This window comes from Novacetimonas pomaceti (assembly GCF_003207955.1).
GTDB lineage: Bacteria > Pseudomonadota > Alphaproteobacteria > Acetobacterales > Acetobacteraceae > Novacetimonas > Novacetimonas pomaceti.
This window is the reverse complement of sequence record NZ_NOXG01000001.1, coordinates 30,249-42,592: the sequence shown is the minus strand read 5'-3', so window position 1 is coordinate 42,592 and position 12,344 is coordinate 30,249. Positions and strand designations below refer to the sequence as shown.

Sequence of the window (12,344 nt, the reverse complement as noted above, 5' to 3'; positions counted from 1 at the left end):
TACCACCTTGCGCGCCATAGGCACGAAAGGGTCCGCCGCCCCTGCGGCGTCGGCCCCTGTCCCGATATCGTGTGGAGCGTTTTTCATGAGCAAGGAAATCACCGTCGTCGCCATCGTGGAGGCCAAGCCCGGATGCGAGGCGCAGGTCGAGGCCGCGATTGCCGCCTGCGTCCCGCCGTCCCGCGCGGAAAGCACCAATTTTTCCTACGTCGCGCATCGCGATGGCGCCAATCCCGCGCGGTTCGTGTTCGTCGAACGCTGGGCCAGCCGCGAGGCCCTGGCGGAACATGAAAAGACGCCGCATTTCCAGGCCATGGCCAGAAGCTTCGCCACGCTGCTGGCAAAGCCGCTGGAGGTCATGATCCTCGACCCGATCGACTGATTTCCCGCAGGCCCGCGACCTCAGTTACGGGCCTGCGTGGCGGCCAGCGCGTTGAAGCACAGGGATATCCCCTTTGCCTGCTCCGGCTGCGCGTCCCAGAATGTCGTGTCATTGGCGCGCTTCTGCCCCGTGATGCGCGTGGCGCAGTAATCAAAGACCGCGCGGCTGTCACGCAGGCCAAGGCAATGCAGGATATTGGAAAAGCTGACATCGTCCCCCTGCGCATGGGTCGCGCGCGCCGTCACGTACGAACCGCAGCGTTTCAGCGCGTCGGGCGATGCCTTAAGCTGGAGGATCTGGCGATAGGCGTCCTCCTCGCGCTGGATGCAGGCCTGCTCCCCCGGGACGCCTGACGGATGGGCCAGCCTGCAATGGGCCTCCACCTCCCCGCGCACATATCCCCCTTCGTCGGAGGAATGGGCCCAGTTCGTATCCGTCGTGCGGCGATAGACCAGCACCGCAGCACGCCGCGCCGGGTCCACAAGGGCAAAGTCCAGCGGACGCGACCCGCAGTATAATGTCATGTGGTACGTATCGGACTGATCCTGCGGCGCCGTGGTGTCAAAGACGAGATAGAGCGGATGCAGCGGCGCGGGGCACAGCGGCCGCCCCGACGGCATGGGCGGGTTTTCGTCGTCAAGGACGCGATAGACCAGGCCATCCTCCAGATCCGTGTTCACCAGCTGGGTGTCCATCCTGCTGCCATTGGTGAAATCCAGCGACGTTTCCGACACCCGGACATCCCCCGTCATGTGCGCCGTGCGGGCGTCGGTCGCGCGCAGCACGAAATAATGGGGCGCATCGGCCGCCAGTTCATTGGCGTCGAAACGCTCGTCCTCCGCCCGGGCCGCACCCAGCATCCCCGCAAGGACCAGAACCATGCAAAACAGTCCGCGCAACACTACCGCACCCCATAAACCGCGCCATCGCGCATCGCGCCGTGATGACGCGGTCCCCGCAGGATGGCGTCGCACATGCCCTGCCTCGATACCGTACAGCACCATGGGGCACAATTTGTTGTCGTCCCCCCGTATCGCGGCCTGTCGGGCGCTCTTGTCAGACATGGCGATGTCTGACAAGTTCAACCGCAACCCGGAACAACACGACAGGGCAATGAACGAAGTTTTTCCCGTGTATATCGAACGCGTTACGCTGCGCGCGGTCATGGCGCACCTTCTTGTGCCGGGAACCTGCCTGAGCGAGGGGCGTCTGGCCGATGCCTTCGGGGCGTCCCGCGCCACGGTGCGCGAGGCGCTGGTCCGGCTGGAGGGACGCGGGCTGGTGCGCGTGGTCGCGAAACGCGGCTGGTTCATCCCCGAACAGGGCCGCGAGGAAATCCGCGCCACGTGCGAGGCACGGCGGATCATCCAGATCGGCATCCTGCGCCTGACGGTTCCCCTGCCCCCCGACCGGGCGGCGGCGGGGCTGCGCCACCTTGCCCGGCAGCGCGCCGCGATGGAGGATGGCGACATCAGCCACCTCTCCTTCCTGCTGGCGGATTTTCACGTCTGGCTCGCCCGGCTGCTGGACAACCCGATCCTGACGGAAAACATGCGTTCGCTCATGGCACGCAGCAGCCTTGCGCTGCCCCGGCCAACGCCGCATGACGCGCGGATCATCCATGGGGAATACCATGCCCTTGTGCATGCGATGACGGCGGGGGACATGGCGCGCGCGCAAAAGCTGCTGCTGGCGCGCATCGAAAGCGCACAGGTCCCGCCCGCATGTCCCCATGCACCGCCCAGCCCCCCCGACCTGAAGACAGCGCTTGCCCCTGTCCTTCGCCGTATCAAGCGGGAAACGGCCCATTCGTCGCCTGCCCCCAACCCATATCGACAACCGGAAACAAGAGTATGAAGCAACTGGACCCCACCTCCGAAGATAACGTGCATATCCTGCCGGAAGCTGAAGACGAGGGATATCACAAGGGCCTGGGGAAACGTCAGATCCAGATGATCGCGATCGGCGGGGCGATCGGCACGGGCCTGTTTTTGGGCGCGGGGTCGCGCCTGCAGTCGGCGGGGCCATCGCTTGCGATCGTGTACCTGGTGTGCGGGGTTTTCTCATTCCTGATCCTGCGTGCCCTGGGCGAACTGGTGATGTATCGCCCCACCTGCGGAAGTTTCGTATCCTATACGCGTGAATTCCTGGGCGAGAAGGCATCCTATGCCGCCGGGTGGCTGTCGTTCATGAACTGGGCCATGACGGGCATCGTCGATATTACCGCCGTGGCGCTGTACATGCATTTCTGGGGCACGTTCGAACATGTGCCGCAATGGGTGTTCGCCCTTGCCGCGCTGGGAATTGTCACCAGCATGAACATGATTGGCGTCAAATGGTTCGGGGAGATGGAATTCTGGTTCTCCCTCATCAAGGTCGTGGCACTTGGGCTTTTCCTTGTCGTCGGGGCCGTCGTGCTGGGACTGCGCACGCCGGTGGGGGGGCACAGCACCGGATTCCACCTCATTTCCGAAAATGGCGGCCTGTTTCCCCATGGGCTTCTGCCCGCGCTGATCCTGACGCAGGGCGTGGTCTTCGCCTATTCCGGGATCGAGCTTATCGGCACGGCGGCCGGCGAGTGCGAGGACGTGCGCACCTTCCTGCCGCGCAGCATCAACAGCGTGATCTGGCGCATCGGCCTGTTCTATGTCGGTTCCGTCATCCTGCTGGTCTGCCTGCTGCCATGGACGGCGTATCACGCGGGCGTCAGCCCGTTTGTCACGTTCTTTCAGGCGCTGGGCATTCCGGGCATCGACACGGTCATGAACATCGTCGTCCTGACGGCGGCGCTGTCGAGCCTGAATTCGGGGCTTTATTCAACGGGCCGCGTCCTGCGCGCCATGTCGCTGGGCGGAACGGCGCCGCGTTTCCTGGCCTATATGAACAGCAATTCCGTCCCCGCCGCCGGGATCGGGCTGACGGTTGCGATCTACCTGCTTGGCGTGGTGCTGAATTATATCGTGCCCAGCCAGGTCTTTGAAATCGTCCTCAATTTCGCCTCCGTCGGCATCATCAGCACATGGGCCTTCATCCTGCTGAGCCAGATCAAGATGCGACAGGCCATCAAACGGGGCGAGATCGCGCCCACGGGCTTTCCCATGCCCGGCGCGCCCTTTACGTCATGGCTGTCTCTTGGCTTCCTGATGTGCGTGCTGCTGCTGATGCTGTGCGATTATCCCGCCGGCACCTGCACGATCGCCGTCATCCCGCTGATCTGGGGCGTTCTGGCGCTGGGCTGGCGGATGATACGCCGTTCGTAACACCGTCCCTGCCCGTCACGACGGGGGAAATAGCTGCCATACATTTTGAAGGTATTGTTCCGGTGGCTGTTTTCCCCTTTTTTGGTCCCGGCAGGGCAGGCCACCGTGCGTGGCCCGGCCATGCCGCCCCGTGACAGGGAGTGTCCGGGGCGACGGAGCGGAACATGTCGCGGATGCCGGGAACAATCATGATGTCGTAAAATGGAACGGGACCACGCGGCCCGAACTGTCCCCATCATGAATCCCACGAACACGCCCGCCATGTTGATGCATGGATCCTGCGCGTGCCCGGCAAAACCGAGTCCCGCACGTTGCCTGCACACAGAACCGACGGCTTTTTCCCCTCTTCCACCCGCCGTCGCCCCACCCGGAAAAGATACAGTCCTCCGCTCACATCATGGCTGGCGGCCATGGGTTGCCTGCTGCTGCATATCCCCGCCGCCCATGGGGAAAATACCGGCAACAGCAGCGAAGGCGGGTCGCAGGCCCTCTCCCGCACTTATGAGCAATGGTACACCGGCTCCCTCGTCTCCCCTTCCGGTGCCCTGACCAAAAAGGGCGTGTTCGCGTTCGAGCCCTATTTCGCCTACAGCACGCCCACCGGTTATCTCGACAGTGGCGGGCGGGAGCGCGCCCTGCATTCGGGGATGCGGGATATTTCGAACTTCACCCTGTACAAATACGCGATCACCAACGCCATCAGCATCCAGACCACCCCGACCATCAGCTATGGCTGGCGCAGGCATGGCGACACCACCAGTGGGGCGAAGTTCGGGGACCTGCCCGTGGATGTCATGTGGCGTTACCTGAATGCGGACCCCACCCGCTATATCCCGGCGCTGAGCATCTTTGCCGGGATCGCCTTCCCCACCGGGGATTATACCAAGCTGGGCCGGACGGAAGACGGGATCGGAACCGGCGCCTATACATTCCGCCTCGCCCTGACGGAACAGTCCACCTATACCCTGCCGGGTCACCATGCGCTGCGCCTGCGGATATGGGGCACGTTCCGCCGCGCCCTGACGACGGCGCACATCACCAATACCAGCAGTTACGGCACGACACAGGGATTCCACGGAACTGCGCGCCCTGGCATGTACGGGGAAAGCGGCTTTTCACTGGAATATGGCATCAGCCAGAAATGGGTCCTTGCCCTCGACCTTGCGCGGGACTGGGCCGATGGGGCCAGCATCCACGGCCATGACGCGCGGGGCGCGCTGGTCCATACCGTGGGCGAAGGGTCGGGCGACTGGATGATCGCGCCTGCCATCGAATATAACTGGTCCCCGCGTTTTGGAATCATCGCGGGCGTCACCGCGATTTTCGCCGGGCATGACACGGCGCGCGTCCTGTCGCCGCAGTTCGCCTTCAACAGCGTTTTCTGAGGGACTGTTTGAAAACAACCTGCCGATAATAAATCATAAAAGTTTTTTGGGTGCCGACTTTTTTCAAAAAGGCGGCGTTCTTCGAAGCTTTTTGAAAAAAGCTTCACCAAAAACTTTTATGATTTCAGGAAATTGTCAGGCCCGACTTTTCAAACAGTTTCCGAGGGCACTGGAAATATCGGGCCTGCGTCAGGAAATATCGAATATCTCCGCAATCCGTTCCATCGACATGTCCATCGCCAGACATAATGTCAGCAGGATACGCGCCTGACGCGGACGCAACCGGCCCGCTGCCACGATCCCGCGCTGACGCAGGTCCTGTCGCGGGATTGTCGCCCCGCATGATCCCTGGCTCGACATCACCACCGCCACGCCCTGCGCCCGCGCGGCGTCCAGCGCGTCATTTTCCCCCGGCGCGCACATCCCGGGCAGCATGCTGGCAACCACGATGCCACGCGCGCCTGCCGCATGGAACGCCGCGATCGCCGCCCCATCCCCCCCGGAATAGCTGTAGCAGATGTCCACGCGCGGCCAGCCGCGGGCGATACGCCCCAGCACGGAACTGTCAATATGCCGACGCCCCAGGGGCTGGCGGGCGAAATGGACCACGTCCCCCTCGATCACGCCCAGCGGCCCGAAATCGGGGGAACGGAACGTATCAAGCCGATAGGTCGCGGCCTTGGTCACGGCGGCGGCGGCATGGACCTCGTTATCTGCGACGACCAGCACGCCCTTGCCACGCGCCTGCGGGCAGGCCGCCACCAGCAGCGCGGCATGCAGGTTGGCCGGTCCGTCCGCGCTGATCGCGCTGGCGGGACGCTGGGCGCCGACAAGCACGACCGGACGATTCTCATGCAGCACGAGGTCAAGGAAGAACGCCCCTTCCTCCAGCGTCGTGGTGCCATGTGTCACCACGATGCCCGCCATGTCCGGATTTTCCGCCAGCAGGTCGCGGATACGACACGCAAGGGCGGCCCATTGCGACATATCCAGATGGCTGCTGTCCTTTTGTGAAAATGTGATCTCACGCACCCGGAAACGCGCGCGTACGACCGCAGGCAGCGCCGACAGCAGGTCCGATGAATCCAGATCCTGCCCTATTTCGGCATAATCCACCGTGTCACACGGATTATCGGAATAACGCGCGATCGTCCCGCCCGTGGAAATGACCGTCACGAACGGCAGGGAAGCAGCATCAGACATGAAATGGCACGATCCGTTATGGAAATACGGGCGTTTCTTTAGACCGCGCCAGCAGCGCCGACAATATGCCCGCCCGTCAGCGGATGGCTGACCCCGGTGGTTTCCGGCGCGGAAATCGGCAGGCCCAGCAGGGAACGCACGGCCAGGAAGCCAAAACACTCCGCCTCCAGCGCATCCCCGTCCCATCCCAGTTCCGCGACAGACGCCACGACGCCGGGCAGGTGTTGGCGCAGGCCCTGCATGATGACCGGATTATGGACCCCACCGCCACAGATGAACCATGCACGCGGCACCTGTGGCAGCGGCGTGCCGGCAATGGCCCCCACGGTAAATGCCGCAAGCGTCGCCGCCCCGTCCCGCGCCGACAGGCCCGAGACCATCGCCAGCGCGCGGTGAAAGGACTGTCGGTCGAGGGATTTTGGCGCGGGCCTGTGAAAGAACGGATCGGACAGCAGGTCACGCAGTATCGCATGGTCCACCTGTCCCGCGCGGGCCAGTCGCCCGTCCATATCGCACGGGTGCCCGGTATGGATGCGCGCCCAGTCATCCAGCAGCGCATTGCCCGGCCCCGTGTCGCAGGCATGGATGCGCCCGTTGCTGTCCAGCAGCGTCACGTTCGCCACGCCCCCGATATTGACGATGGCGACCGGCCGTTCCTCCGCCCCCAGCAGGGCGGCGTGATAGAACGGGACCAGCGGCGCCCCCTCGCCCCCCGCCGCGACGTCGGCGCTGCGGAAATCATGGACAACGGGAATTCCCGTCTCGCGCCACAGCAGGGCCGCGTCCCCGATCTGCCATGTCCGGCGTGCCTGCGGCTGGTGCAGGATCGTCTGCCCATGGAAACCGATGACATCGACATGGGGAAATCCCGCCTTCTGCCGCAATGCCCGCACGGCTTCGCCATGGCGGAGGGTCAGTTCGCGTTCCATCGCCTTTACCTGCGGCGCGTCAGGCGACAGTCCCGGCGCCCGGTCCAGCAGGTCGCGCAGCCCCTCGCGCAGTTCCGGCGCATAGGGCAGCGAGAGCGAGGGACCACGTTTTCCAATCCTGTGGCCATCCGTCTCGACCAATGCCGCATCGACGCCGTCCAGTGACGTGCCGCTCATCAATCCTATTGCACACAGCATCTTTTCATCCTCCGCCACTTCCGGTCCGCATGTGGACAATCCAGCGTTCCCGAAAGGATTTTTCCAGAACAGCCCCGCATCACGCACGACAGAGGCAGGGAGGTCGCAGCGACGATACCATTGGAAAACCTTGAAGATTTTTGGTGAAGCTTTTTGCAAAAAGCTCCGAAAGAACGCCGCCTTTTTGAAAAAAGGCGGCACCCAAAAACTTTTATTATTTTCCCGTCAATACGTTATCTTTACGCAGTGTTCAGGCGCGACCGTCACGATGCCGGTTACTGGTACGGTCCCGGTTCAGGCGTCCAGCCTGTCAGGAGATGACGCCCGATTTCAGCATTTTTCCAGTCCACCGGATCATGCAGCGACAATGTGCGCGCATCGCGCCAGTAGCGGTCAAGGCCGTATTGCAGATCGGTCCCGCGCGCGCCCGTGGCCGCAAGGATATCGGATGTCGCCCGCAGCGCCGCCCCCGTCGCGGCCGAACGCGCGGCGCTGACGGGAATGGCGACCGCGCCGCGCGCGATGCCGCCGCGTTCATGCAGGTCCAGCAGGTCCCCGCATTGCCGGACCGCGCAATAGGCCACCGACAGGTCCGCACCGATTTCGCCGATCCGGCGACGGACATACGGATCATCCGTCGCGCGTTCGACCTGTGCTGCCCCCCATGGACGGCTGTACCGTGCCACGAAATCACACCCGGCGCGCAGGGCCCCGATGCCCGTGCCGATCAGGATCGCGCTGAACCCTGCCTGATAACGCAATGACGTATGCACCGGCAGCACGCTTTGCGGGGCAATGGCATTCCATTCAGACCCGACGCGGACATCGTCAAGGATGACGGTGCCGGAATCCGTCGCCCGCTGCCCCATCCTGTTCCAGTCCTGCAGGATGCGCAGACCCGCCGTCGCGCGTGGCACAAGGTCAAGACGCAGGCCCGCGCGCACGTCATCATGATCCCGCGCCGCCAGCGGATCAAACGAAGTGATGGCGATCAGGTCCGCTCCTGCCGCCCCGGTGGCGTAGATCTTGCGCCCGCGCAAGACCCACTGGCCATCCGGCCGGGCGATGGCCAGCGTCTGCATGAAACTGTCCGCCGTGGGGCCATTTTCGGCAACCGCCATGCCGATGATCGCATGGTCGGAACGGATACGTTCCGCCAGGCGATGACACAGCGCGGGCGTGGCATAGGAAAAAATCTCGCGCACCAGATCGTCATGCACCTTGTAGATCTGGGCCACGGCGGGATCGGCCGTGGCGATGCGCACCATGACCTCCAGCGACAGGGCCTGTCCCACCCCCATGCCACCATAGGCCCGCGGGACCGCCAGCATCAGCAGCCCCGACTGTTTCAGCAGCGATATCGCATGGGTCGGATAACGGCCGGTCCGGTCATTGTCGGCGGCATGCGGCGCGATGGTGATGTCGAGTATTTCCTGCACACGCAACAGCAGCGGCGCATCCGCGCGCGACACGACGCAGGGCGGAAACAGGTCACCCAGCAGCGGCGGCAGCATCACCCCGTCGGGAAGAAAGGACGTCATGACCCAAGGTTACAGGCAGGTGTCATGACGGTTCAATACCCCCGCCCTAACCACCGGCCCTGCGTCGGGCGGACGCGCGCTCCTCGCTCAGGGAAAGCATCCATATCGTGAACCCGCCCATCGCCAGCGCGCAGCCGACCCAGCCGACGGATCCCCAGCCCCAGCCGGCGGAAATCGCCAGACCGCCCAGCCATGGGCCAATGGCGTTGGCAAGGTTGAAGGCACTCTGGTTCATTGCGGCGGCAAGGGCCTGCGCATTGACCGCGACGCTGAGCAGGCGCGACTGGATGACGGTCCCCAGCCCCCCGCCGCAGCCGATCATGAACACGATGGGCATCATGCCCCAGACGCTGTGGATGGACCCCGGAAAGCCCGCCAGCGCCGCCGCGTTCACCAGCAGGGTGCCCCCGATGGTCGGCATCATCTTGCGGTCGGCGGCCCATGCGCAGGCCATCGTGCCCACCGTCATGCCCACGCCGAAAACCGCCAGCATGACCGGGATCATGACCGGCTTCGCATGCGTCACCTCCTGCATGATGGAGGCGAGATAGGTATAGACGCAGAAAATGCCGCCAAAGCCGATGACCCCGATCCCCAGCGTCAGCCATACCTGACGGCTGCGCATGGCGCGCAGTTCGGTCAGGGCATCGGCATTGGGGCGCGCGGGATCGGCCGGTACGAACAGGATCACCAGCAGCATGGTGCAGAACGCCATCGCGGCGATCAGCACGAACGCCCAGCGCCACCCCACCAGCAGCCCCAGGCCGTTGGCCATCGGCACGCCCGCGATGGTCGCGATCGTCAGGCCCAGCACGACACGGGCGACGGCCTGCGTCCGCTGCCGTTCAGGGACCAGCGACGCCGCCACGATCCCCGCCGTCCCGAAATAGGCCCCGTGGGGCAGGCCACTGATGAAGCGGAACAGCAGCAGCCATGAAAAGGATGGCGCGACAGAGGTCAGCGCGCTGCCCAGCACATACAGCGCGGTCATGCCGATCAGCATCAGCTTGCGGCTGGCCTTTGCCCCGATCAGGGCGATCAGCGGCGCGCCCACGCAGACGCCCACGGCATAGGCGACAATCGCATGTCCCGCCTGCGGCACACTGACATTCATGTCGTGGGAAATCATGGGCACCAGGCTCATGGCCGCGAATTCGGCCGTGCCGATGGCGAACCCGCCCATCGCCAGAATGAAAAAGATCCATGCAGGATGTATGGATGCACGTCCGGCATCGGACGCCCCCGTCACCCGGGCAGTCAGTGTTTCGGTCATGTATCTGCTCTGTATGGAAAGAAATATAGTACCGGACCAGTCCACCGGCCGTCCTTTATCGCCGATACACCCACACCCCATGCAGGACAAGCCCCATCCGGAAAGGATGAAGACCGGGGCCGCCCTGCCCTTTTCCGTCCTTTCCCCCATGACCGCCATCGCCTGCCATCAATGCCCTGCGGGTGGAACCACCGCATGCCGGACATCCATCGGAAATCGCCCGCGCATCCTTCGTGATGAAAGGGTCATGATGCAGGGAGCATGCCGGCCGGCCTCCCGCCACGACGGTCATCCGGCGGCTGATCCCGGTTCCGCAGCGCATTATAATTTTATTATTTGCGATAATATTTTTTTAAGTATCCCACGCCCCCGCGATAGGGCAGCCTGTGCGGCGGTCATGGCCATGGGAAGCACACGTGCCTTTTATCCCATGGCAGGATGCATTCAGGGCACAAAGACATATCTTCGTTTTATAACTATCTGTTATCAGATATTGAATTAATATTATTAGACCAATATGAACGGATAAGTTTCCATCATTCGCATCGCGTAATGTATGTCAGACATCCCCACAGAAAGAGAACAGAGCGAGGCAGAAATGGATTTCAATGCGCATAACGGGACAGGAATGCCCCCATCACAAGGGGAAGATGGCGGCAATTCAATGGTTAACATTGTCTATATCCTGTACCTGATCGGTTTTTTCATCCCGGGAACCAGCGCACTTGGAATAATACTCGCCTATATCAATCGGAATGATTCGCGGGAGCCCTATACTTCGCATTTCCAGTTCCAGATTTCGATTTTCCTGACTGGGCTGATCTATTCCGTGGCGGGACTGCTGCTGTATCTGTTCAGCATCGCGATCACCGCCATTTCGGGCGGAATAGGCGCGATTTTCTTTGTTTTCCCACTCCTGCTGATGCTGTGGTGGGCGGGATGGACGATTTACAGCATCATTCGCGGCCTGCGCGCGCTTGGCCGTAACGAACCCATTTACTGAAAGCCTGCCGCAGGGACCATCAAGGCCGATTGATACAATCAGGTTGCCTGAAAATAACCCTTTGATAGAAAATACAACAGTTTTTGGGTGTCGCCTTTTTCCAAAAAGGCGACGTTCTTCGAAGCTTTTAGAAAAAGCTTCACCAAAAACTTCTTTACAATTACAGGCTCGTCCAAGCGCAAGCTTTTTAAACTGCGTAACCGCAGGATTCTGCCTGGCACTTCCCACCCACGGGATCTCGCACCGGACAGCAGCCATCAGATACGGCGCGCCCTGCACATCATTTACAGGACAGCCATTCCAGCAATGCGGTCACGGCAGACCATTAACGGTCGCCATCTCTGGGCCGCATCCGGATCGGGCAAGGGTTGGTTGTAATTTATCCGTCCGGCAGGGGCATTATCATATGCCCTGTTTCCGGATGACGATCTGCCTGCCTGCGGTATTCCAGTGGAATGACCGGGCATGGGCGGATCGTGGGCCACAGCGTGGGGAATATCATGCCTGCCGGAAACCGGCGGCCTTATCGCACATCAACCGCTGCGGGGTGCCTGCCTGTAACAGGGCAGGGTCAAGGTGGGGGTAACAACCCCCGCCTTAGGCAACGCGATCGGAAATGATGGTCGCAATCATCAGCGCCGCAATCATGGGCAGGAACGACACCATGGTCAGCGACGACATGGCATGGACAGAGTTGGCAAGCAGTTCGCTCAGATTCTGGATCAGCATTTTCTTTTCTTTCATATCTCTCGATGTGGAGTGACGCGGTAAAAACACGAAACGCCGTTTCACTGCAACGAGGAAATAATGAAGATCCGTTTTCATGACGGTTTCATAAATATTCCAGAACCAATATTTGATTACAAAACAAACATCATCCTGAACTCTTCCCATGACATGCAGGGGCCGTCCGAATATTTGTGATAAAAATAGAGGCAGGATTGATTTCCATCAAAAGCCAATGCCCTCACCCTGCATCAAATGCAGGCAAATGCCCAAGCAATAGGCATTTCGTTCACGTTTTCGTGAGGTCTTTGGGGATTTCCAGAATGCTGGAAATCGCGTCACCCGGCAGGAATGACGCCAAAACATACAGGCGTGTCAGATCGCCGTGCTTTTCAATAAGATAGCGCCATCGACAGGAAGCGCAATGCAAAATCGTCCCCTGTC

General features: G+C 61.9%; 11 protein-coding genes. 5 read left to right on the top strand and 6 right to left on the bottom strand.

Going from position 1 to position 12,344, the window contains the following annotated elements; genetic code table 11:
* Nucleotides 1-85 precede the first annotated feature (85 nt).
* Nucleotides 86-382 (top strand): putative quinol monooxygenase, encoded by a 297-nt coding sequence (locus CFR71_RS00190; RefSeq protein ID WP_110525515.1) that lies wholly within the window; start codon nucleotides 86-88, stop codon nucleotides 380-382.
* A gap of 20 nt (nucleotides 383-402) precedes the next feature.
* Here the strand turns inward: CFR71_RS00190 and CFR71_RS00185 are convergent, their stop codons facing one another.
* Entirely contained in the window at nucleotides 403-1,263 is an 861-nt protein-coding gene (locus tag CFR71_RS00185; RefSeq protein WP_110525512.1) for a hypothetical protein, read from the bottom strand.
* A gap of 181 nt (nucleotides 1,264-1,444) precedes the next feature.
* Between CFR71_RS00185 and CFR71_RS00180 the strand changes: the two genes are divergently transcribed.
* The 3 genes from CFR71_RS00180 (at nucleotide 1,445) to CFR71_RS00170 (ending at nucleotide 5,027) form a co-directional block, all read left to right on the top strand.
* Entirely contained in the window at nucleotides 1,445-2,239 is a 795-nt protein-coding gene (locus CFR71_RS00180; RefSeq protein ID WP_165832004.1) for a GntR family transcriptional regulator, read from the top strand.
* The gene (locus tag CFR71_RS00175; protein WP_110525506.1) at nucleotides 2,236-3,642 is read left to right on the top strand and encodes an amino acid permease; all 1,407 of its coding nucleotides are present in this window, start codon (nucleotides 2,236-2,238) and stop codon (nucleotides 3,640-3,642) included. The genes CFR71_RS00180 and CFR71_RS00175 overlap by 4 nt, the downstream gene beginning before the upstream one ends.
* Before the next feature lie 410 nt (nucleotides 3,643-4,052).
* Nucleotides 4,053-5,027: a hypothetical protein gene (locus tag CFR71_RS00170; RefSeq protein ID WP_110525503.1), complete on the top strand. Its 975-nt coding sequence runs from the start codon at nucleotides 4,053-4,055 to the stop codon at nucleotides 5,025-5,027.
* A 189-nt stretch (nucleotides 5,028-5,216) separates the two neighbouring features.
* On the opposite strand, the gene CFR71_RS00165 is transcribed toward CFR71_RS00170, so the two are convergent.
* From CFR71_RS00165 to CFR71_RS00150, 4 genes are all read right to left on the bottom strand, one after another.
* Nucleotides 5,217-6,230: an asparaginase gene (locus CFR71_RS00165; protein ID WP_110525500.1), complete on the bottom strand. Its 1,014-nt coding sequence runs from the start codon at nucleotides 6,228-6,230 to the stop codon at nucleotides 5,217-5,219.
* A 38-nt stretch (nucleotides 6,231-6,268) separates the two neighbouring features.
* A complete protein-coding gene (locus CFR71_RS00160; RefSeq protein ID WP_110526520.1) occupies nucleotides 6,269-7,357 on the bottom strand; it encodes an anhydro-N-acetylmuramic acid kinase in 1,089 nt (362 codons plus the stop codon).
* Nucleotides 7,358-7,632: 275 nt separating this feature from the next.
* Nucleotides 7,633-8,898 (bottom strand): acyl-CoA dehydrogenase family protein, encoded by a 1,266-nt coding sequence (locus CFR71_RS00155; RefSeq protein ID WP_110525497.1) that lies wholly within the window; start codon nucleotides 8,896-8,898, stop codon nucleotides 7,633-7,635.
* A gap of 46 nt (nucleotides 8,899-8,944) precedes the next feature.
* Nucleotides 8,945-10,171 carry an MFS transporter gene (locus tag CFR71_RS00150; protein ID WP_110525494.1) on the bottom strand — a complete coding sequence of 409 codons (1,227 nt, stop codon included), beginning with the start codon at nucleotides 10,169-10,171 and terminating at the stop codon, nucleotides 8,945-8,947.
* 664 nt (nucleotides 10,172-10,835) lie between these two features.
* Between CFR71_RS00150 and CFR71_RS16330 the strand changes: the two genes are divergently transcribed.
* A complete protein-coding gene (locus CFR71_RS16330; RefSeq protein WP_165832003.1) occupies nucleotides 10,836-11,174 on the top strand; it encodes a hypothetical protein in 339 nt (112 codons plus the stop codon).
* 597 nt (nucleotides 11,175-11,771) lie between these two features.
* Here the strand turns inward: CFR71_RS16330 and CFR71_RS16090 are convergent.
* On the bottom strand, nucleotides 11,772-11,999 hold the full coding sequence (locus tag CFR71_RS16090) for a hypothetical protein (RefSeq protein ID WP_133250283.1): 228 nt from the start codon (nucleotides 11,997-11,999) through the stop codon (nucleotides 11,772-11,774).
* Between the last annotated feature and the right edge of the window lie 345 nt (nucleotides 12,000-12,344).